The sequence below is a fragment of the Brotocaccenecus cirricatena genome (assembly GCF_020687045.1).
GTDB classification, from domain to species: domain Bacteria; phylum Bacillota; class Clostridia; order Oscillospirales; family Oscillospiraceae; genus Vescimonas; species Vescimonas cirricatena.
In genome coordinates, this window is the sequence record NZ_JAJEPW010000013.1 from 1 (window position 1) to 21,496 (window position 21,496).

The following is a 21,496-nucleotide window of genomic DNA, read 5'->3' on the forward strand; positions in this document are numbered from 1 at the left end:
CCCGGGACGCGATAGCGTCCCGGGGCTATTGCATAGAACCTTTGATTCTCTGCGCTCCATAAAAAATCCGCAAGGCACAGCCCTGCGGATTTTTTTACTTGATTCGGTTACAGATACTTGCGCATGCCCTCGGTGGCCACGGAAGCGTCGGCGGTGAGGGTCACGGTGAACTTCACGGTGTTGGCGTCGCTGAACCTGTCCAGCCAGTGCAGGAACTTTTCCACGGCGGCGAAGTCCTCACTATGTACGATCTTGCACAGGTTGTCCACATAGACGTGGGAAATATCGTAATTGCCCGCATACAGACCGCTGATGAAGCCCCGCAGGCACTCAAAAGAATCCAAGTGGTATTCACCGGCGTTGACCAGGCGCACAGAGGACTTGATGTCGTAGGTCATGTCCGCGCCGGGCTCGATGCAGACGACACAGCCGCCCTCCTCGGCCACGGAGGCATGAACCAGCTCGATGAGCTGCTTGGTCTTGCCCGCGCCGTTGTCGCCCATAATCAATCTAACCATAAGAGATCACTCCTTTTGCATATATGTATACCATACCATAACTTGACGGAAATGGCAATGGGAAAATATACGGTTTTTTACCGGCCCAGCTTTTCCCGCAGGGCCTGGCCCATGTCCTCATAGCCGGGCTTGCCCAGCAGGGCGAACATATTCTTCTTATACGCCTCCACCCCCGGCTGGTCGAAGGGGTTCACGTCCAGCAGATAGCCCGACAGGCCGCAGGCATATTCAAAGAAATAGATCAGCTGCCCCAGGGTGTCCGCGTTCAGAGCCCCGCAGCGCAGGATGATGTTGGGCACGCCGCCCTCCTCGTGGGCCAGCAGGGTGCCGTCCATGGCCTGGGTGCGGATAAAGTCCATGGTCCTGCCCGCCAGGAAGTTCAGCCCGTCGCCGTCGGCGGCGTCGAAGGGCACCGTGCTCTCCTGCTCCTCCGGATCGAAGCGCACCACCGTCTCCAGCAGATGGCGCTCCCCCTGCTGGATATACTGGCCCATGGAGTGCAGGTCCGCCGTGAACTCCACGCTGGCCGGGAACAGGCCCTTGTTCTCCTTGCCCTCGGACTCGCCGTACAGCTGCTTCCACCACTCGGACATGAACCGGAAGGACGGCTCATAGGAGGCCAGGATCTCGATCTTCTTCCCGGCGCGGTAGAGCTGGTACCGGGCCCCGGCATACTGCCAGGCGGGATTCTGCTCCATATCTCCGGCGGTGCAGACCTCCTGCATCCGGGCGGCCCCCTGCATCAGGGCCCGGATGTCGATGCCCGCCACGGCGATGGGCAGCAGGCCCACGGCGGTAAGAACGCTGTAGCGCCCGCCGATGTCGTCAGGCACCACGAAGGTCTCGTACCCGGCCTGATCGGCCAGGGACTTCAGGGCCCCCTTCTGCCGGTCGGTGGTGGCGTAAATGCGCCGGGCCGCGCCGTCGGGGCCGTATTTCTTCTCCAGCAGCTCCCGGAAGAACCGGAAGGCCACGGCAGGCTCCGTGGTGGTGCCGGACTTGGAGATGACATTCACGGAGAAGTCCACCCCCTCCAGCAGCTCCATGGTCTCCCGCAGCTGCCGGTCGGACAGGCCGTTGCCCACAAAATAGATGTTGGGAGTGTCCTTGCGCCTGAGGTTATAGTTGGGGGAGCACAGGCACTCGATGACGCCCCTTGCCCCCAGATAGGAGCCGCCGATGCCGATGACCACCAGGGCCCGGGAATCGCTCTGGATGCGCCGGGCCGCCGCCTGGATGCGGTCGAACTCCTGCCGGTCATACTCCTGGGGCAGGCGCACCCAGCCGGTGAAGTCGCCTCCGGCCCCATCGTTCTTCTGCAAGTGGTTGTGGGCGATGCGCAGGCGGGGCGCCAGCGCCGCCTCATAGGGCAGGGCGATAAATCGCCGCATATGGGTCAGGTCCACCTGGATCATAGGGATTACCTCCTGTGTAAATCGGATTTTTCATCACACCGTATCTTACCGCGTTTTCCCGGAAAATACAAGGGGATTCCCGTCGAAACGGTGAAAATCCTATCCGATCACATGGTCCGCAGCTCTGCCCGGGGCGCGGTCAGGTCCCAGCCGCGCCCATCCTGCAGCAGCAGCTCCGCCGGACCGCCGGGGATGTGCTCCGGGGCCCGGTCCACCCGGGCGTCCACCATCAGGAGCCGGGACAGCGGCGTGCTTCTCAGCCAGTCCGGCATGGGCGGGCGGTCCCGCAGCAGCAGCGGCAGCCGGAACAGCTGATCGTCGTTGCCCCTGAACATACCATAGCCGGTCGTATCAATAAGATACCGCTGCGCGCCGAAGCGGATAGCCGCCGGACTGTTTGCCCGCGCCCATTCTCCGCACTCCCTCCGGGAGGACGCCATCAGCAGGCTGAGACTGCCGTAATACGCATCCCGGGTAAAGCCGAAGGCATACCACTCCCGCCCGTCCGGCAGGCACAGAACGCTGCCCAGGGGCCGGACCTCCCGGATATTGCCGCTCTGCCAGGCCAGGATCTCCGGGGTCAGATATTGAAGAATATTTTTCAAGGCTTCATGCACCGCCGTTTCCTGTATGTGGATTTGCCTTTATTATAGCATAGCCCTGTCTGCCCGCAAGTTCAGCTTCCGCCAAGGATCACCCGCAGAAGCACATGGTCCGGGCCAGGCGCAGGAACATCTCCCCGAAGGTGAGCTTTTCCACGGTTTCCGCCGCCCGGATGGGTACCTCCAGCAGCGTTTCGCCGTTCTGGGTGACGGTCAGGGTCCCCAGAACGTCCCCCTGACGCACCGGAGCCGCCGCCGACTCCGGCAGAGTCACCGTCTGCTCCAGTCCCTGGAGCCGGGCCTTTTCCGCCAGCAGCAGGCCCTCCGCCGGGTCCACCATAGACTGCACCGCATCCCGGGTCCCCAAGGTCACCGGCACCGGCGGCAGCGGCTCCTCCGGAGACGCATGCACCAGGCCGTAGGTGGAGAACCCATAGTTGAGCAGGGTCTTGGCGTCCTCGAACCGCTGCTGGCCGGTGGGGGATTTCAGCACCACGGCGATCAGCTCCATGCCCTCCCGCTCCGCCGTGGCGGAAATGCAGTATCTGGCGGAGTCCGTGGACCCGGTTTTCAGCCCCGTGGCCCCCTCATAAAAGCGGATGAGCTTGTTGGTGTTGGACAGCTGGAACTGTCCGTCCCGAAGGGTGTCCATCCAGATGGTGGTAAAGCGCCGGATGTCCGGGTGGTTCACGATCAGCTCCCGGGACATCACGGCGATGTCCCATGCGCTGGTGACGTGGCCCTCCGCCGGAAGGCCCGTACAGTTGACGAAATGGGTGTCCTGCATCCCCAGCTCCCGGGCCCGGTTGTTCATCTGCTCCACAAACAGCTCCGTGACCCCCGCCATTTTTTCCGCCAGGGCCACGGCGGCGTCGTTGCCGCTGGACACGCACACCCCCTTCAGCAGGTCCTCCACGGTGATCTGCTCCCCGGGGGACAGAAAGATCTGGCTGCCGCCCATGGAGGCGGCATAGTCGCTGACGGTGACCACGTCGTCATAGGCCAGGGTCCCCCGGTCGATAGCTTCCATCACCAGCAGCAGGGTCATGACCTTGGTGACGCTGGCCGGTTCCAGGGCCTGGTGCTCGTTTTTGGCGTAGAGCACCTGTCCCGTCTCCTTCTCCATCAGCAGCGCCGCCTCCGCCTGCACCGGCAGCTCCACCCCCCAGGCCGGACACAGCGTCAGCAGCAGCACCAGCACCGGCAGTGCCCCCAGCAGCTTTTTCATGGCAAACCCCTCCCCGTTTTTTCTTCACCGTATGCGCCCGGGGGCAAAAAAAGAACGCCCCCGGCAGGGCGTTCTCTTTTTCAGGTTCACGCGTTGAGGATGCTCATGAACTCCTCGCCGGTGATGGTCTCCTTTTCGTGCAGGAACCTGGCCAGCTCATCCAGCTTCTGCCGGTCGTCCCGCAGGATCTGCAATGCCTTCTGGTGCTGCCGCTCCACCAGCTCCACCACCAGCCGGTCGATTTTGGTCTGGGTCTCCGGCGAGCAGGCCAGGGAGGCGTCGCCGCCCAGATACTGGTTGGTGACGGTCTCCAGGGCCACCATGCCGAACTCGTCGCTCATGCCGTACCGGGTCAGCATGGCCCGGGCCAGCTTGGTGGCCTGCTCAATGTCGTTGGAAGCGCCGGTGGTGACGGAGCCGAACACCACTTCCTCGGCGGCCCGGCCGCCGGTGAAGGTGGCGATCTTGTTTTCGATCTCCTCCCGGCTCATGAGGTAGTGGTTGCCCTCCTCCACCTGCATGGTGTAGCCCAGGGCGCCGGAGGTCCGGGGAATGATGGTGATCTTCTGCACCGGGGCGGAGTGGGTCTGGCGGGCCGCCACCAGGGCGTGGCCGATCTCGTGATAGGATACGATCCACTTCTCTTTGTCGGTGAGGATGGCGTTCTTCTTCTGATATCCGGCGATGACGGTCTCGATGCTCTCCTCCAGGTCGGCCTGGGTCACCAGCTTCCGGCCGTCCCGCACCGCCCGCAGGGCGGCCTCGTTGACGATGTTGGCCAGCTCCGCGCCGGACGCGCCGGAGGCCATCCGGGCCACGGTGGAAAAGTCCACGTTCTCCGCCAGCTTGATCTTCCGGGCGTGGACCTTCAGAATCTCCTCCCGGCCCTTCAGGTCCGGCAGCTCCACCGGCACCCGGCGGTCAAACCGGCCGGGACGGGTCAGCGCGGGGTCCAGGGACTCCGGGCGGTTGGTGGCCGCCAGGATGATCACGCCGGAGTTATCGTCGAAGCCGTCCATCTCCGTCAGCAGCTGGTTCAGGGTCTGCTCCCGCTCATCGTTGCCGCCGTACTGGCCGCCGCTGCGCTTCTGGCCGATGGCGTCGATCTCGTCGATGAACACGATGCAGGGGGCCTTCTCCTTGGCCTGGCTGAACAGGTCCCGGACCTTGGACGCGCCCATGCCCACGAACATCTCCACAAACTCCGAGCCGGAGATGGAGAAGAAGGGCACCTGGGACTCGCCTGCCACGGCCTTGGCCAGCATGGTCTTGCCGGTTCCCGGAGGGCCCACCAGCAGGATGCCCTTGGGCATGGATGCGCCGATCTCCTGATACTTGCCGGGGTCATGGAGATAGTTCACGATCTCCTGCAGGTTCTCCTTGGCCTCATCCTCGCCGGCCACGTCAGAGAAGTGGATGCCCTGGGTGGACTGCACATAGATCTTGGCGTTGGATTTTCCCGCGCCGAACATCATGGAGCCGGGGCCTCCGGCCCGGTCCGTCAGCTTCTTGGTCATCAGCTGGCCGATGGCGATGAAGATGATGATGGGCAGGATCCACGTCAGCACAAAGCTCAGCAGGGGCGATGTCTCCTCCACGATGTCCCGGGTGAACTCCGCTCCGGCATCATACAGCCGCTGGGTCAGGTCCGGGTCGTTCATGGGCCCGGTTTTATAGACCTTGCTGCCGTCCTTGTTGGTGAAGATGATCTGGTTGTCCTCCACCTCCACCTGGCCGATCTCCTTGTTTTCGGTCATGGTCATGAAGGTGCCGTAGTCCACCTCCTGCACCGCGTGCCGGGCCACCAGGGGCACCAGCAGGAAGTTGATCAGCAGCAGCACCACCAGGGCGACGCCGTAATAATAGATCAACGGTTTTTTCGGGGGCTTTACTTCTTTCATATGCCGTCCTCCTGCGTCAGCCGGGTCCGAATCCCCGGAATTTTGGGATATGATACCACGCCTTCCCGCGAAAATCAACAGGATTTTGTGAACAAACCGGGGATTTTTCGAGGAAAAGAGGACGGGGCGCTGCCCCGTCCTCTTTTGGCACTCAGAAGGTCTTGTTCACATAGTCGTTGTACTTCTTCACGTCCATCTGGCCCTGATAGGTGTTCTGGAACCGCTTCACCGTCAGGCTGTTGAACTGGACGATCTGGCGGTATTTCAGGAAGCCCACCACCAGGGGCAGACCGCCGGACAGATAGCTGATGGGGGCCTGCCGCCACACGCCGTAGCCAAAGGCCGCCACCACCACCAGGGAGATGATGACCCCGGCGATCTCCTTTTTGGGGTGGAGCTTGTGCACCACGTCCGCCTGCACCACGCCCAGGTCGATCATGGTCTTAGCGAAGCGCTTCTGCACCGTGAACAGGCTGACGGCATTGAGCACGCAGGGGGCCACCACGAAAAACGCAAACAGCGCAATGATGGCCTGGAAAATGAAAATCATCAATCCTTCGTTATCCAAAAATCTATCCTCCTATTATAATAATTAGTCCACAAATTTCACGGTCACGTCCTCCCGGGCGCTGGCATACAGCATGGTCAGGTAGATCACATCGAAATCCACGATATCTCCCACCTGCGGGCAGGGGTCGCAGTCCTCCACGTCCAGGATGCAGTGGTCCGACGAGCCGCCCACCACCGTCATACCCGGCGTCCGGGGATGCAGCATCATGATATCCCCCACGTCGGCCCGGCCGATGCCGGCAATGGCCCGGCGGCGGATGCCCCGGTCCTCATAGGTGGGCCGGTTGCAGAAGCAGTCCACCACGATGGGCCCCACCGGGTGGGTGGGCTTGTCCTTCACCTCCACGATCTGGGCCCGCAGGGTCATGCAGTCCATCCGCAGATAGTCCATGTCGTGAATGCTCCAGTCCACCTGTAAATCCTTGGCCACTAAGATACCCTCGCCAATGCGCAGGTGGTTGATGCCCTCCGGCATGGTGCCCCAGTGGACCAGGGTGAAGGAGCTGGTGGCTCCGCCGGACACGATCTCCAGCTTCCGGCCGATGGCGTCCTCCACCCGCCGGGCGATATGTACCAGCTGGCCCAGATTCTCCGGCGTGGGCTGGATGGAGCCGTAGCACCCCAGGTTCACGCCTACGCCTGCCAGCTCCACATGGGGCAGGTCCCGCTCCACATGGACGCACACCCGCACCATCTCGTCCTGGTCCCAGAAGCCCTCCCGCAGGTCCCCCAGGTCCGCCATGATCACGGCCTTGTGGACAGCTCCCTGCCGGGCGCAGGCCTCCTCCAGGGCGTCCAGCGTGGCCCGCTCGCTTTCCAGGGAATAGTCACACCACCGGGCCACATCGTCCAGCTCGCACAGCATGGGGATCCGCAGCAGCATATACGGCCCCGGCACCCCGGCCCGGCGGCAGCGGACGATCTGCTCCAGGCGGCTGCTGGCCAGCTGGGTGGCCCCGCAGTCCCGGAACATACGGCCCACCTCCGGCAGGCCGCTGCACCCCTTGATGACGCCGCACACCTGGATGCCCCGGGCGGTGCAGCGGGAGATGACCTCCTCCATATTGTGCCGCAGGCGGCTGCGGCTGATTTCCAGACAGGGATATTGCCGGTTCATATGCGAAAGCCTCGATTCTGGCAGATACATAATATATGAATTATAGCATACTCTTTCCCATCTGGCTACCAATTTTCCACATTTTCCAGCTTGTCAAAAAAGATTTTTTTGACAAGCTGAGTGCGGTCAGAAATAGATGGTCACGTCCGGGTGCTGCTGCAGCTCCCAGCGCAGGTCCTCCAGAAACAGGGCCGCCTCCCGGGGCAGCTCCACCGCCCGGGGGGCGATGAGATAGCTGATACGGTCCGGCGGCGGGGCGGTGAAGCGGCAGATCTTGGCCCGGCCCGCCCGGCGCATATGCTCAGCGGCAATGGCCGGGGCCGCCGCCCACACCCGGCTGGTAGGGGGCCACGCATCCGCCAGCTGCATGGTGTCGGTATTCAGCAGGGGCCGGGCATCGGACCCGAACCAATAGTCGTTCCACACCTGCACCTCCCGCCGCTGGGACACGTTGATCTCCTGGGACATATCCAGGTCGTGGGGGTTCACCAGCTCCGGATAGTCGCTGCCCTCGGAGCAGATCATATAGAACGACTCCCGGAACAGGGGCGTCACCTGCAGCTCCGGGTTGAAGCCCACGTCGTCCTCCACAATGGCCATGTCCAGCTCCCGGCGGGTAACGGCCTCCTGGGCCTGCTGGCTGGACAGGGTCTCCACCCGCAGAGCCACCGGCAGGTCCCGCTCCAGAAACCGCTTGTATACCGGCGGCAGCACATATTGGTTGGCGGTGTAGGCAGCGCCGATGCGAAAGTGGGTCCGGGCCTCGGCGGCGGCAATGCCGTGCATCTCGGCCATCAGCCGCTGCCACCGCTGGGCCAGGGGCAGAAACCGGGTTCCCGCCTCCGTCAGCTCCAGCCGCCGCAGGCCCTTGCCCCGGACAAACAGCGGCGTCCCCACCTCGTCCTCCAGGGTCTGGAGCCGGGCGGAAAGGGTGGGCTGGGTGATATAAAGCGCCTGGGCGGCGGCGGTCATGGACCCGCTGCGCAGCACCGTCAGAAAGGTTTCGATCTCCATATCCGTCATGTCGGAGCCCTCCTGGAATTATAGATTGCGACCTATATTATAAGGGAAAAGAACCGATTTTACAAATCCCTTTTTTCGTGTTATCTTATCACTCGCCCGAAGGGGAACCGCACCGGACGCGGCGCGGGAACAGCAGAAAGGAGTGTTCTCAAATGACTAAGACGAATCGCACCGGTATGGTAGTTGCAGCCGTTGTTGCTTCTGTATTGATGGCACTCACGCTGGTGAGCACGGCCACCGGCCACTTCTATGGCCTGACGGTGGTGCTGGCGTTTCTGATGCCGGTTCTGGCTTTCGTGGAGCTGGACCTGCTGTGCAAGCTGCTGTAACGCAAATTCGCTTTTCCATCCTTTTCCATTCCGCATATACCCTCCAAGTTTTTCTCTCTTACAAATGGTCCGCCGCTGCCGGGCGGCGGACCGCAAAAAACACCGCAGGGCTGCCGGGTCCTGCGTTTTTTGTGCCTTGTTAATTGTGAACAAATTGTAAACTTTAAAAATCATCTTTCCTTGCGAGTTCTAATATGGTATATTAGATGTCGAGAAAACGCGAAAACTATACCTTCCAAGGAGGTTTTTCCCATGCGCGAATATGTTCTCATGACCGACAGCTGCTGCGATCTGCCGGACCAGATGGCAAAGGACCTGCAGCTGGAGGTGCTGCCCCTGACCATGCACATGGACGGGCAGGACTATCCCAACACCCTGGATGGCGCGGCCATCAGCAACGAGGAGTTTTACCGGCGGATCCGGGCGGGCAAAATGGCCACCACCTCCGCCGTCAACGTGGGCCAGTTTGAGGACGCCATGTCCGCCATTCTGGAGCAGGGGAAGGATATCCTGTGCATCAGCTTCTCCTCGGCCCTGTCCACCACCTACCAGTCCGCCTGCATCGCGGCGGAGACCGTTCTGGCCAAGCACCCCGAGGGCCGCATCCGGGTCATCGACTCCCTCAGCGCCTCCCTGGGCCAGGGCCTGCTGATGTACCTGACCGCCCACAAGAAGCTGGAGGAGAACCTGACCCTGGACCAGCTGGGGGACTGGGTGGAGGAAAACAAGCTCCACGTCTGCCACTGGTTCACGGTGGACGACCTGAACTATCTGAAAAAGGGCGGTCGCGTGTCCGCCGCCACGGCGCTGGTGGGCACCATGCTGTCCATCAAGCCCATCATGCACACCTCCGACGAGGGTAAGCTGACGGTGGTGGGCAAGGCCCGGGGCCGCAAGAGCAGTCTGAACACCCTCATCGACACCGTGGGCCGTCTGGGCATCAACCTGCAGGATCAGGTGATGTTCATCTGCCAGGCGGACTGCCAGGCGGAGGCGGAGACCGTGGCCGCCCAGCTCAAGCAGCGCTACGGCGTCAAAGAGGTGTATATCAACTACATCGGCCCTGTCATCGGCAGCCATACCGGCCCCAACACCATGGGCCTGTTCTTTGTGGGAACGGAGCGCTGAGCATGAAGTGGCTGGAGCTGAAGATCGACGCCGCCCCCGCCGGGCTAGAGCCCGTCAGCGCACTGCTGGAGGACCTGGGCATCACCGGCCTGGTCATTGACGACGAGGGGGATTTCCAGGACTTTCTGGAGCACAACCACGCCTATTGGGACTATGTGGACGACCAGCTGATGCAGGAGAAAAAGGGCCTGTGCCGCATCACCTTCTATCTGGAGGACAGTCCCGACGGATACAACACCCTGGCTCAGGTCCGCATGGCACTGTCCCGGGTGAAGCAGGAGCACCCCGAATACGGCCGGCTGCTGCTGACCATGGAGAACATGGAGGACGCCGACTGGGAGAACAACTGGAAGCAGTTTTACAAGCCCATGGAGATCGGCGACCGGCTGATCGTCATCCCGGAGTGGGAGAGCACCGGCGTGCCGGAGGGCCGGGTGGCCCTGCGGCTGAATCCGGGCCTCACCTTCGGCACCGGCAGCCACGCCACCACCCGCCTGTGCCTGACGGCCCTGGAAAAGCATATCACCGGCGGCCAGACGGTGCTGGACCTGGGCTGCGGCAGCGGCATTCTGTCCATTGCCGCCCTGCTGCTGGGGGCGGACCGGGCCGTGGCCTGCGACATTGACGAAAAGTGCATGGACGTGGCCTATGAAAACGCCGCCCTCAACGGCGTGGGCCGGGACCGCTACACCGTCCGCTGGGGCGATGTGGTAACGGATCAGGCCCTGCGGCAGGAGCTGGGCGGCCCCTATGACGTGGTGGTGGCCAACATCGTGGCCGACGTCATCAAGGCCCTGGCCTCCACGGTGCGGCCCCTGGTGAAGGAGGGGGGCATCTTCCTGTGCTCCGGCATCATCGACGACCGGGCGGAGGAGGTGGCCCAGTGCCTGCGGGATAACGGCTGGACCATTGCCGAGACCCGCAGCAGCGAGGGCTGGTTCTCCTATCTGTGCCGATAAAATCAAAACCTCCGGCTATGCCGGAGGTTTTGATTTATGGCGCGCAGGAATCCTGGTCCACGCCGCTGCGGTATTCGTTGGGGGACACGCCAATGACGTCCCGGAAGGCCCGGGCGAATTTGCTGGCGTTGTCATAGCCGAACTGTCCGGCGATATCCAGCACCGTCCGGTCCGTGGACCGCAGCAGCTCCGCCGCGCCGTGCATCTTCTGCAGACGCAGCCAGGCGGCGGGACTGCGGCCGTAGACTCCCCGGAAGCTGGCCTGGATCTGGGCGGCGGAGGCCCCGAAATGCCGGGACAGCTCCTGCACCGTCACCTTGCTCTCGGTGTTGGCCAGCAGATAGTCCGCCGTCTTTCTGGCCAGGGACACCTGCCCCCGGGAAAGGCCCGGCGCAGCCGCCTGGGGCTGGGCGGGCACCTCTAAGGCGCTGAGGAACAGCAGCAGCTCCAGGATCTTCACCTTCAGATACCCCCGGCGCAGGTCCTCCGGCACCTGATACAGCTCCGAAAACACGTGCTCCACCCGCCGGGAGGACCGGGCGGCAAAATACCCCCCGGCGGCGCAGAATTTTTCCGCCAGGGCGGCGGGCTGCACCTCCACGTCCTCCAGAAAGCAGGACAGGCACCGGGGCGCCAGCCCCGGGTCCACGGTAACGGTGATGCCGTGGTAATGGCCGGTGGGAAAGGCGGCCAGGGTGGGCAGCACGTCCTGCCGGGCCACGGACAGGTCCCCCGGGGCCAGATAGAAATACCGGCTCCCCAAGCGGTACTCCATGCGCCCCTCCCGGCAGTGGCTGATCTCCAGCACCCCCGGGGCGGCGGGTTCTAAGGGACAGGAGGCGGCATGGACATCGTGATAGTGGATGTCGATGCCGGGAAACACCGGATAAAGCGTCACCGCCGCCTGGCCCCCGTCCGGGGTCTCCCGGCGGACGGTGTGCTCCGGCAGCGGCAAGGGTTCATGCAGACACGCAGATTCCATGGTCACTTTTTCAGGTGGCCCAACAGGCCCCGCTTTTCCAGGGGACGGGACACCACCTCCCCGGCCTGATAGCCGGTGTCGTTGATGACCCGGACCAGCTGCTCCCGGTCCAGGGGCTCCTGGGACTGGATCACGGTCTGGCCCTTGGTGTGGGAGGAGGACACCTTCTTCACCTGGAAATGGCTGCGGACGGCGTCGTTGATGTGACTTTCGCACATGCCGCACATCATGCCGTCCACCTGGACAATGGTTTCGATCATAGCGTTATACCTCCTTGAGGAAATGGGTTGTTTTTCCTGCGGGGCTATTGCTCCGCCGACAGCAGGCGGTCCCGGAGCTGGGGCAGCCGGTCCTGGGACTGGGCCAGGATGGCGCAGACCGCCGTCTGACAGGCGTCCTCCTCCAGGCCCAGGGCCTGCTGCATCCGGCGGCACAGGGGGCCGAAGCACGCGGCGTATTCCGCGGCGGCCCGGCGGCCCTCCGGCGTCAGGAACACCGTGCCATAGCGCTCCTTTTCCACCAGGCCCGCCTGACAGAGATTCTGGAGCATGGAGTGGGCGCTGGGCTTGGACACGTTCATCCGGGCGGCGATTTCCACCGAGCGGACGCCCCTGCCCTCCCGGCACAGATCGTCCAGCACCAGCAGATATCGGATGGAGGCCGGGGTCATGGCCTGTGGGCAATTAGACATATCTAACCTCCTGGGTGAAAGGGCGGGGGAGACGCGGAGCTGCCCACGTCTCCCCCGGGGATCAGGTCACGGCTGGCTGCGGTGGCACTGGCCATGCATGGCGCAGTGGGCGCACCCTGCGCCGCAGGAGGACTTTCCCTGCTTTTTCTGGCGGATCAGACTGCGGATGATAAGGACTACAATGGCAATAAGGACCAGGGTGATGAGAATGGTGGAGAGATTGGCGCTGATCCAATGCAGCATGGAATTTCACTCCTTTTCGGAAAATGTCGTAAGATGGGTTGGAACAGATCAGACGGTGGCGTTGAGCTTGGTGGCCTCCTTATAGGGGCGCACCAGCATATAGACCATCAGGGCCAGGGCCGCCAGGGCGAAGATCAGGCCGATGACATTGACGCTGCCGGTGAACAGGCCGCCGAACTGGTTGATCATCAGGCTGATGAGATAGGCGAAGCCGCACTGATAGCCGATGGCGAACCAGGTCCACTTGCGGTTGTTCATCTCCCGCTTGATGGCGCCGATGGCGGCGAAGCAGGGAGCGCACAGCAGGTTGAACACCAGGAAGCTGAAGCCGCTGATGCCGGTGAAGGCCGCGCCGATGTTCTGATACACGGTGCCGTCGCCGCCGCCATAGAGGATGCCCAGGGTGCCCACGATGTTCTCCTTGGCCACAAGGCCGGTGATGGAGGCCACGGCAGCCTGCCAGTTGCCCCAGCCCAGGGGCTTGAAGATCCAGGCGATGACGCCGCCGATGGCAGCCAGGATGGAGCTCTGGATCTCGCTCTCGTCCAGCATACGGAAGGTGCCATCCACCCAGCCGAAGTAGGTGGTGAACCACACGAAGATGGTGGAAAGCAGGATGATGGTGCCGGCCTTCTTGATGAAGCTCCAGCCGCGCTCCCACATGCTGCGCAGGACGTTGCCCAGAGTGGGCCAGTGATAGGCGGGCAGCTCCATAACGAAGGGAGCGGGATCACCGGCGAACATCTTGGTCTTCTTCAGCATGATGCCGGAGACGATGATGGCGGCCATGCCGATGAAGTAAGCGGAGGTGGAGACCCATGCGCTGCCGCCAAAGATGGCGCCTGCGATCATGGCGATGAAGGGGACCTTGGCGCCGCAGGGGATGAAGGTGGTGGTCATAACGGTCATCCGGCGGTCGCGTTCATTTTCGATGGTACGGGAAGCCATGATACCGGGCACGCCGCAGCCCACGCCGATGAGCATGGGGATGAAGGACTTGCCGGACAGGCCGAACTTGCGGAACACGCGGTCCAGCACGAAGGCGATACGGGCCATGTAGCCGCAGGCCTCCAGGAAGGCCAGCATCAGGAACAGAACCAGCATCTGGGGCACGAAGCCCAGCACCGCGCCCACACCGGCCACGATGCCGTCATTGATCAGGCCGCTGAGCCAGTCGGCGGCGCCGGCAGACTCCAGACCATTGCTGACCAGCACGGGGATACCGGGGACCCACACGCCGTAGTCGGCGGGGTCGGGGGCGTCAAAGCCGTTTTCAGTGAGATACTTCACGGCGTCCACAAAGGTCATCTGCACCACGTCGTCCATCTTGTCCGCGCCCTCGGGCAGGGCGTCATAGTAGGCGGTCATGGTGTTGATGGCCAGGGTCTCCTCGTCCTCCACGTCCACGGTGGCGGTGGAGGAGCTGGGCTGGAAGCTCTGCATTTGGGCCAGCAGGGCCTGGGCGTCAAAGTCCTCGGCCTCGGGGTCGATCTCCGTGCCCAGGAAGGCGTCCACAGCCTGGATGGCGGCGGTGTAATCGTCGTTGACGGCGTTATACTCCTTGCTGCCGATGCCCAGCAGGTGCCAGCCGTCGCCGAACACGCCGTCGTTGGCCCAGTCGGTGGCGGGAGCGCCCACGGCTACCATGGCGATCCAGTAAACCAGGAACATCACCACGGCGAAGATGGGCAGGCCCAGCCAGCGGTTGGTGACCACCTTGTCGATCTTGTCGGAGGTGGACAGCTGGCCTTTGCGCTTCTGCTTGTAGCAGCTCTTGATGATCTCGGCGATGTAAACATAGCGCTCGTTGGTGATGATGCTCTCGGCGTCGTCGTCCAGCTCCTTTTCGGCGGCCTGGATGTCCTGCTCAATGTGCTGCATCACGTCGGCGGGGATGCTGAGCTTCTGCAGTACCTTGTCGTCCCGCTCAAAGATCTTGATGGCGTACCAGCGCTGCTGCTCCTCGGGCAGGGTGTGGACGGCGGCCTCCTCAATGTGGGCAATGGCGTGCTCCACGGGGCCGGAGAAGGTGTGCATGGGGATGGTCTTGGTCTGGCCCTTGGCGGCCTTCACGGCGGCCTCGGCGGCGTCCATCACGCCGTCGCCCTTCAGAGCGGAGATCTCCACGATCTCGCAGCCCAGCTGGCGGGACAGCTCCTTGACGTTGATCTGGTCGCCGTTCTTGCGGACCACGTCCATCATGTTCACGGCGATGACCACGGGAATGCCCAGCTCCGTCAGCTGGGTGGTCAGGTACAGGTTGCGCTCCAGGTTGGTGCCGTCGATGATGTTCAGGATGGCGTCGGGGCGCTCGCCGATCAGGTAATTCCGGGCCACCACCTCCTCCAGGGTGTAGGGGGACAGGGAGTAGATGCCGGGCAGGTCCATGATGACCACGTCATCGTGCTTCTTCAGCTTGCCCTCCTTCTTCTCCACGGTGACGCCGGGCCAGTTGCCCACGAACTGGTTGGAGCCGGTGAGGGCGTTGAACAGGGTGGTTTTACCGCAGTTCGGGTTGCCCGCCAGGGCAATTTTGATCTGCTTATCCATATGATTCTCGTATCTCCTTTCCGGGAACTTATTCCACTTCGATCATTTCGGTGTCGGCCTTCCGCAGGCTCAGCTCATAGCCCCGGACGGTGACTTCCATGGGGTCGCCCAGAGGGGCCACCTTCCGGACAAACACCTGGGTGCCCCGGGTGATGCCCATGTCCATGATGCGGCGCTTCACGGGGCCCTCCCCGTGGAGCTTCACCACCTGGACCGTCTCGCCGATTTTCACGTCGCGCAGTGTTTTCATGTGGATTCTCTCCTTTTATGTATTTTTTGATTTTCTCAGATCATGATCTTTCGGGCCATTTCCTCGCTGATGGCGATGCGGGCCTCCTTGACCTTGACGATGACGTTTCCGCCCAGGGCCGCCACCACTGTGACGGTGCCCCCGGCCACAAAGCCCAGGTCCTCCAGATGCTTTTTCACCTCGGGGTTGCCGCCCACCCGGTGGATGAGATTTTCTTCGCCCATGTTGGCTAATGTCAGCGGCATCATTGCTGCTTCCCTCCCTGTGATAGCGGTTAGGGGTCGCTAACCGATCGTGAAAAATGAATGGTTAATCTGCCTTAACCTCTTTGCCAAGAAAAAGGTTAAGCTCCCTTAACCGCTGGATAGTTTAACACCTCTAACATTTCTTGTCAACCCCTTTTGGCGAAAAATTTTTCTTCCTTGCAATTTTGGTTAAAATATGCTAACCTATATATAATCTTACTGGAAGGTTGGTACTGTTTGCCATGCAGATCTTAAGAGCCTCGGAGGATTACCTGGAAACCATGCTGATGATGAAGGAGAAGCATGGCTACATTCGCTCCATTGACATTGCGGAGTATCTGGGCGTGACAAAGCCCAGCGTCAGCTACGCCACCAAGCGCCTGCGGGAGAGCGGCTATATCACCATGGACAAGGAGGGGCTCATCACCCTGACGGACACGGGCATGGCCATCGCCGCCAGCATGCTGGACCGGCACAAGACCCTGACGCAGTTTCTGATCCATCTGGGTGTGGACCCGGAAACCGCCGAGGCCGATGCCTGCAAGATGGAGCACGACATCAGCCAGCAGACCTTTGAGGCCATCTGCCGCCACGCCGGCCGGGCAGAATAAGTCCTCTGGGCAAATCCACATTTCCGCCACGGACAGTGCCGTCCGCCCCTGCGGATACGGGCACCGGCATGCTCTCTGTTCGGATTCGCAAAAAAAACGTCCATTTTTATTTGACAAATTCGTCCAAAAGCGTATAATGGTTTTGTATAAGTATCGGAGTATTGTGGCATATCGGAAAGGAGACGGACCATGAAAAAGCTCTTGCCCCTTCTGTTGGCGCTGTGCCTGACGCTTTCGGCCTGCGCCGCCCCGGCGGCTGTGCCGCTGCCCGGCGATTCGGTGACCGCCGTCACCGTTACCTACGCCGGAAAAACCGTTACCTGCACCGACCCGGCCCAGGTCCGGGCCATGACCGACGCCGCCCGGAGCCTGGAATTTGTTCCCACGGACGCCTCCGTCACCACCCCCGGCGCCATGTCCATGGAGCTGACCTTCACGGACAGCAGCGGCAGCGCCGTGACCCTGACCCTGCCCCTGACCCAGTCCGGCGGAAAAGTCTATGACACCGGAGCAGACAGCATTGGAATTTTTGTCGAAATTTTAGGCGAATAGGTTCAAAAAACAGCGGGACGCCCAAAGCATTTCCACAGCCTTGGGCGTCCCGCCTTTTCTCGCCTTTGTCCCGGAACAAACCGCCGGTTTTCCGGGCCGTCCCGCTCTGTACCGGGACGGTTTTTTCCGTCAGGGGTTCAGGTGCCGCTTGAAGTTGCCCAGGGTATGTACCCCCTCCTGGACCATGAAGAACGCATGGGGGTCCACCTTCCGGACCTCCTGCCGCCACGCAGGCCGGGAGGGCTGAATACGATAAACGGGCTCCCCGGGCGAAAATCGTCCGGGGAGCCTGCCAGCTTGTCGGAAATGCCCCTGCCGGGGATTCATAGAAAATTAACACAAAAGCCGTCATTCTCCGCTTGTGACGGAATTTATTTTATGGTATACTGCAAGAATGCTACTACTATCTGCCCGGAAGCGGCCAGGCTGGGGGCAGTTTTTTTGACGGAAGGAGACCAAGATGGACTCAAACAACAGAAACGGCGGAAACAACGGCGGAAACAAGAAGAACAACCGGAATCTGCGCAGCGTCCTCTCCCTGATCGGCTGGGCGTTGGTGCTGACCCTGGTGTTCAACTACATTCTGGCCATGACCAGCGGCGGCAAGAGCTTCGAGATCACCTACAGCCAGATGATGAACCTGGTGCAGGAGGACCAGATCAAGAAGATCGAGCTGAAGGACGGCGTGCTGTATGCCACCCCGGTGGACGGCTATACCTATACCCAGGAGTCGTCCAACAAGAACCAGCAGCCCCGGACCTATACCCAGAGCGAGAAGAATCCCATCACCCTGTACACCACCTACCTGACGGACACCCGGCTGCTTCCCCTGCTGGATGAGCACGACGTGGAGTATTCCAGCCCCGTCAAGAGCTCCTGGAGCGTCCTGGGCGACATCCTGGTGATGTACATTCTGCCTATGCTGCTGACCATGGGGCTGATCGTGCTGGTGATGCGGATCGTGTCCAAAAACGGCGGCGGCATCGGCGGCATCGGCAACGTGAGCAAGTCCAACGCCAAGGTGTATATGGAAAAGCAGACCGGCGTCACCTTCAAGGACGTGGCCGGTCAGGACGAGGCCAAGGAGTCCCTGGAGGAGATCATCGACTTCCTCCACAACCCCGGCAAATACACCGCCATCGGCGCGAAGCTCCCCAAGGGCGCGCTGCTGGTGGGCTCCCCGGGTACCGGCAAGACCCTGCTGGCCAAGGCCGTGGCCGGCGAGGCCAACGTGCCCTTCTTCTCCATCTCCGGCTCAGACTTTGTGGAGATGTTCGTGGGCGTGGGCGCGTCCCGGGTCCGGGACCTGTTCAAGGAGGCCGCCAAGGTGGCTCCCTGCATCATTTTCATCGACGAGATCGACACCATCGGCAAATCCCGTGACGGCGGCCGCTTCGGCGGCAACGACGAGCGGGAGCAGACTCTGAACCAGCTGCTGGCGGAGTTGGACGGCTTCGACCCCAGCAAGGGCGTTATCGTGCTGGGGGCCACCAACCGGCCGGAGGTGCTGGATAAGGCCCTGCTGCGGCCCGGCCGCTTCGACCGGCGCATCACCGTGGACCGGCCCAACCTGGCAGGCAGACTTGCCACCCTGCAGGTCCACACCCGGAACATCCGCCTGGCGGAGGACGTGAATCTGGACAAGATCGCCCAGGCCACCGCCGGGTGCGTCGGCGCGGACCTGGCCAACCTGGTGAACGAGGCGGCCCTGCGGGCCGTGCGCAAGGGCCGCAAGGCCGTGAACCAGAACGACCTGCTGGCGGCCTTTGAAACGGTCATCGCAGGCTCCGAGAAGAAGGGCACCGTCATCACCCAGGAGGAAAAGCGCATCATCGCCTATCACGAGGTGGGCCACGCCCTGGTGGCGGCCAAGCAGAAGAATGCCCAGCCCGTCAGCAAGATCACCATCGTGCCCCATACCCAGGGGGCCCTGGGCTACACCCTGCACCTGCCGGAGGAGGAGAAGTTCCTCATGTCCAAGGAGGACATTCTGGCGGAGATCCGGACCCTGCTGGCAGGCCGGTCCTCGGAGGAGATCGTGTGCAACACCATGACCTCCGGCGCCGCCAACGACATCGAGCGGGCCACGGAGATGGCCCGGAACCTGGTGGCCCGCTTCGGTATGTGCGACGAGTTCGACATGATGGCCCTGGGCACCGTGCAGAGCCAGTATCTGGACGGCGGGTACTCCATGACCTGCGCCCAGGAGACGTATGCCGCGGCGGACCGGGCCACCATTGCCATCATCCGTCAGTGCCACCAGGACGCCAAGCAGATCCTCAGCGAAAACCGGGAGCTGCTGGACAAGATCGCGGCGTATCTGCTGAAGAAGGAGACCATCACCGGTCAGGAGATGATGGCCATCATCGAGGGCCGGGACCCGGAGACCGTGGACAACTACGGCGCCACCCGGGAGGAGGATCAGAAGCTGTTCCGCCCCTCCACCCCGGACGTGATCGAGGCCCCCGCCAAGCACATCAACATCGTGTCGGAGCCCATCCCCATGCCGGACTTCGACAGCCAACCGGAGGACAAGCCGGAAGAAAAGCCCCAGGAGGGCCCCCAGCCGGAGGACTCCCAGGACAAGGAATAATTGCCATGCAAAAGCTCCGGGATGAGGTTCTCATCCCGGAGCTTTGATTTTTTTACGGCAGGTAGTTCAGCGGGTCCACCAGGGTGCCGTTGCGGGTCACGGCGAAGTGGCAGTGGGGGCCGCTGCTGATGCCGGTGGAGCCCATGCGGGCGATCTGCTGGCCCTTGTACACATGCTGGCCCACAGACACCAGCAGGGAGCTGTTGTGGCCATAGGTGGTGACAAAGCCGTTGCCGTGGTCGATCTTCACGCAGTAGCCCAGGCCGCCGTACCACCCGGCCAGGGTCACGGTGCCGCCGTCGGCGGCGTAAATGGCGGTGCCGTAGCTGTTGGCGATATCCAGGGCCTCATGATAGGTGGAGGCGCCGGCCACGCTGGCCCGGCGGGGGCCGAAGTAGGAGGTGATAACGCCGTAGCAGGGCCAGCGGAAGCTGCCGGTGGGGAACCAGGTGGGCCGGACCTTGGTGCCCCGGGCCTGGACCTCGGCCACAGGCTGGGACAGGGTCACGGAGGCCACATATTCCCGGGCGGTCTCCTCGCCGTTGATGATGGTCACGTTGGCGGTGACGTCCGCCTTGCCGTACACGCCCTTGGACAGCACCTTGGTGTCGCCCTGGTACATGCTGGCGTCGTCCCGGTAGGTGATGGTATAGGGCAGGTCACGGATGTAGCTCTGCCGCTCCACGGCCACCACCGTCAGGTAGGGCACGGCGTTGGAGATGGTCAGCTGGTCCCCGGCGTGGAGCACGGCGATGTCATAGCCGGGGTTCAGGGTCAGAAGCTGCTGGTTGGTCATGCCGTTGGCCTCGGCGATGGCGGACCACACGTCGCCGGGCTTCACGGTGTATACCACGGCCCCCTCCTTGGTGGCGTTGAGCTTCTCGGCGATATAGCCCAGGTTGGAGATCAGGGAGCTGTCCACATAGCCCTCCTTTATCTCCACGTTTTCCACAAAGCTGCAATCCACGGTGTTCTCGGTGATATAGCCCGCCTTCATCTGCTCCAGCAGCTGATCGATGGCTCCGGCGTAGGTGGTGGCGGCCACGGCCTCGCCGTCTACATACAGGGTATAGCCATAGGTGACGTCGCCGATCTGGTCCGTCAGGTTCTCGGCGAACTCCTCCCGGCTCTCCAGGTCCCGGCGGGGGACCACATGGGTCTGGGTGGACAGCAGGGCGGTGTCGATGGCGTAGTCCTGGTCCTCTAAGGTCTGGCGGGTGACGGTCTCCAGCTGCTGCACCGCCTGGTCCACCGTCCGGCGGGAGCCCACGGTGCCCAGGTTGATGCCGTCATAGCGGACGGTGGTGCCGATGGTGTATACCGACAGCAGCACGATCACCGCCGCCGCCGTGACGCAGGTGCCCAGGAAGATGGCCGGGTGCAGGTGCAGCCGCTCCAGCAGGCCCCGGATGCTGCCGCTGCGGCGGATGTTGTGCTTGCGGCGCAGGGCAAACCGCTCCCGCAGGCCCGCGCCCATCCGGGGCATACTGCCCCAGGCGAACAGCAGCAGCTGGGCCAGGCGGTTTTCGGACTCCGGAAACTCCCGGCGCTTCTTCTGGTGGGCCAGGCTGCGCAGGCGATGCCAGCCCTCCCGCAGGGGGGCGATGACGTGGCGCTTCACGGCGGTCTGGATGTCCAGGTCCAGCCAGTCGGGATTTTCCCGGATATACCAGGCCCAGTCCTTCAGATTCTGCCGCCAGAGCTGCCAGATGCTGCGCCGCTCCTCCGGCGTGATGTTGACGTCGTTGACGTCTTTATGCATAAGGTCTTGTTTCATAATCAGGTTGCCTCAAAAAGTTACAAATTCGTTACAAAAATATATGATACATGGTTTTCCCCCATCCGTCAAGGGATTTCACGGGAATTAACAGCTTTTTCATATTTAATCCCCGGTAAATTCCGGAAAATCCGCCGGTATTTGCCGGGGAACAGCCATCCGGCGGATAGTTCACCCGGGCAAAATTGGGGATTTACTTTTTGTATAAAGTG

The 21,496-nt window shown here is 62.3% G+C and carries 23 protein-coding genes; 6 read left to right on the forward strand and 17 right to left on the reverse strand.

Going from position 1 to position 21,496, the window contains the following annotated elements:
- Positions 1-107 precede the first annotated feature (107 nt).
- The 8 genes from LKD37_RS06090 to LKD37_RS06125 all read right to left on the reverse strand — a co-directional run bounded on the left by LKD37_RS06090 (position 108) and on the right by LKD37_RS06125 (position 8,374).
- The gene (locus tag LKD37_RS06090) at positions 108-518 is read right to left on the reverse strand and encodes a hypothetical protein (protein ID WP_302928384.1); all 411 of its coding nucleotides are present in this window, start codon (positions 516-518) and stop codon (positions 108-110) included.
- A 77-nt stretch (positions 519-595) separates the two neighbouring features.
- Complete coding sequence (locus LKD37_RS06095) at positions 596-1,933, reverse strand: glucose-6-phosphate isomerase (protein ID WP_302928385.1); 1,338 nt, start codon at positions 1,931-1,933, stop codon at positions 596-598.
- A 107-nt stretch (positions 1,934-2,040) separates the two neighbouring features.
- Positions 2,041-2,538, reverse strand: coding sequence for a hypothetical protein (locus tag LKD37_RS06100; RefSeq protein WP_302928386.1), 498 nt, complete (start codon positions 2,536-2,538; stop codon positions 2,041-2,043).
- An 88-nt stretch (positions 2,539-2,626) separates the two neighbouring features.
- Positions 2,627-3,763 (reverse strand): D-alanyl-D-alanine carboxypeptidase family protein, encoded by a 1,137-nt coding sequence (locus LKD37_RS06105; protein ID WP_302928387.1) that lies wholly within the window; start codon positions 3,761-3,763, stop codon positions 2,627-2,629.
- An 86-nt stretch (positions 3,764-3,849) separates the two neighbouring features.
- Positions 3,850-5,664 carry an ATP-dependent zinc metalloprotease FtsH gene (ftsH, locus tag LKD37_RS06110; RefSeq protein ID WP_302928388.1) on the reverse strand — a complete coding sequence of 605 codons (1,815 nt, stop codon included), beginning with the start codon at positions 5,662-5,664 and terminating at the stop codon, positions 3,850-3,852.
- Between the two features lie 151 nt (positions 5,665-5,815).
- On the reverse strand, positions 5,816-6,232 hold the full coding sequence (locus LKD37_RS06115) for a hypothetical protein (RefSeq protein WP_302928389.1): 417 nt from the start codon (positions 6,230-6,232) through the stop codon (positions 5,816-5,818).
- 24 nt (positions 6,233-6,256) lie between these two features.
- Entirely contained in the window at positions 6,257-7,351 is a 1,095-nt protein-coding gene (locus LKD37_RS06120) for an alanine racemase (protein WP_302928390.1), read from the reverse strand.
- Between the two features lie 126 nt (positions 7,352-7,477).
- The gene (locus LKD37_RS06125) at positions 7,478-8,374 is read right to left on the reverse strand and encodes a LysR family transcriptional regulator (protein WP_302928391.1); all 897 of its coding nucleotides are present in this window, start codon (positions 8,372-8,374) and stop codon (positions 7,478-7,480) included.
- A gap of 152 nt (positions 8,375-8,526) precedes the next feature.
- Between LKD37_RS06125 and LKD37_RS06130 the strand changes: the two genes are divergently transcribed.
- From LKD37_RS06130 to prmA, 3 genes are all read left to right on the forward strand, one after another.
- On the forward strand, positions 8,527-8,703 hold the full coding sequence (locus tag LKD37_RS06130; RefSeq protein WP_302928392.1) for a hypothetical protein: 177 nt from the start codon (positions 8,527-8,529) through the stop codon (positions 8,701-8,703).
- A 252-nt stretch (positions 8,704-8,955) separates the two neighbouring features.
- Entirely contained in the window at positions 8,956-9,831 is an 876-nt protein-coding gene (locus tag LKD37_RS06135) for a DegV family protein (RefSeq protein WP_302928393.1), read from the forward strand.
- 2 nt (positions 9,832-9,833) lie between these two features.
- On the forward strand, positions 9,834-10,790 hold the full coding sequence (gene prmA / locus LKD37_RS06140) for a 50S ribosomal protein L11 methyltransferase (RefSeq protein ID WP_302928394.1): 957 nt from the start codon (positions 9,834-9,836) through the stop codon (positions 10,788-10,790).
- 34 nt (positions 10,791-10,824) lie between these two features.
- On the opposite strand, the gene LKD37_RS06145 is transcribed toward prmA, so the two are convergent.
- The 7 genes from LKD37_RS06145 to LKD37_RS06175 all read right to left on the reverse strand — a co-directional run bounded on the left by LKD37_RS06145 (position 10,825) and on the right by LKD37_RS06175 (position 15,754).
- Positions 10,825-11,772 carry a helix-turn-helix domain-containing protein gene (locus LKD37_RS06145; RefSeq protein ID WP_302928395.1) on the reverse strand — a complete coding sequence of 316 codons (948 nt, stop codon included), beginning with the start codon at positions 11,770-11,772 and terminating at the stop codon, positions 10,825-10,827.
- Positions 11,773-11,774: 2 nt separating this feature from the next.
- Positions 11,775-12,032 carry a heavy-metal-associated domain-containing protein gene (locus LKD37_RS06150; RefSeq protein ID WP_302928396.1) on the reverse strand — a complete coding sequence of 86 codons (258 nt, stop codon included), beginning with the start codon at positions 12,030-12,032 and terminating at the stop codon, positions 11,775-11,777.
- Positions 12,033-12,076: 44 nt separating this feature from the next.
- On the reverse strand, positions 12,077-12,463 hold the full coding sequence (locus LKD37_RS06155; RefSeq protein WP_302928397.1) for a metal-dependent transcriptional regulator: 387 nt from the start codon (positions 12,461-12,463) through the stop codon (positions 12,077-12,079).
- 66 nt (positions 12,464-12,529) lie between these two features.
- Positions 12,530-12,706 (reverse strand): FeoB-associated Cys-rich membrane protein, encoded by a 177-nt coding sequence (locus LKD37_RS06160; protein ID WP_302928398.1) that lies wholly within the window; start codon positions 12,704-12,706, stop codon positions 12,530-12,532.
- A 48-nt stretch (positions 12,707-12,754) separates the two neighbouring features.
- A complete protein-coding gene (feoB, locus tag LKD37_RS06165) occupies positions 12,755-15,256 on the reverse strand; it encodes a ferrous iron transport protein B (protein ID WP_302928399.1) in 2,502 nt (833 codons plus the stop codon).
- Between the two features lie 28 nt (positions 15,257-15,284).
- A complete protein-coding gene (locus LKD37_RS06170; RefSeq protein ID WP_302928400.1) occupies positions 15,285-15,506 on the reverse strand; it encodes a FeoA family protein in 222 nt (73 codons plus the stop codon).
- 35 nt (positions 15,507-15,541) lie between these two features.
- Positions 15,542-15,754 (reverse strand): FeoA family protein, encoded by a 213-nt coding sequence (locus LKD37_RS06175; protein WP_302928401.1) that lies wholly within the window; start codon positions 15,752-15,754, stop codon positions 15,542-15,544.
- A gap of 239 nt (positions 15,755-15,993) precedes the next feature.
- On the opposite strand from LKD37_RS06175, the gene LKD37_RS06180 reads away from it, so the two are divergent.
- Both LKD37_RS06180 and LKD37_RS06185 read left to right on the forward strand, forming a co-directional pair.
- Positions 15,994-16,362: a metal-dependent transcriptional regulator gene (locus tag LKD37_RS06180; RefSeq protein WP_022176640.1), complete on the forward strand. Its 369-nt coding sequence runs from the start codon at positions 15,994-15,996 to the stop codon at positions 16,360-16,362.
- Positions 16,363-16,551: 189 nt separating this feature from the next.
- Complete coding sequence (locus LKD37_RS06185) at positions 16,552-16,914, forward strand: hypothetical protein (RefSeq protein ID WP_302928402.1); 363 nt, start codon at positions 16,552-16,554, stop codon at positions 16,912-16,914.
- 129 nt (positions 16,915-17,043) lie between these two features.
- On the opposite strand, the gene LKD37_RS06190 is transcribed toward LKD37_RS06185, so the two are convergent.
- A complete protein-coding gene (locus LKD37_RS06190; RefSeq protein ID WP_302928403.1) occupies positions 17,044-17,241 on the reverse strand; it encodes a hypothetical protein in 198 nt (65 codons plus the stop codon).
- A 133-nt stretch (positions 17,242-17,374) separates the two neighbouring features.
- Here LKD37_RS06190 and ftsH (LKD37_RS06195) point away from each other — a divergent pair, with 133 nt between their 5' ends.
- On the forward strand, positions 17,375-19,507 hold the full coding sequence (ftsH, locus tag LKD37_RS06195) for an ATP-dependent zinc metalloprotease FtsH (RefSeq protein ID WP_302928404.1): 2,133 nt from the start codon (positions 17,375-17,377) through the stop codon (positions 19,505-19,507).
- A 52-nt stretch (positions 19,508-19,559) separates the two neighbouring features.
- Here ftsH (LKD37_RS06195) and LKD37_RS06200 read toward each other — a convergent pair whose 3' ends face one another.
- Positions 19,560-21,284: a peptidoglycan DD-metalloendopeptidase family protein gene (locus LKD37_RS06200; RefSeq protein ID WP_302928405.1), complete on the reverse strand. Its 1,725-nt coding sequence runs from the start codon at positions 21,282-21,284 to the stop codon at positions 19,560-19,562.
- Positions 21,285-21,496: the final 212 nt, after the last annotated feature.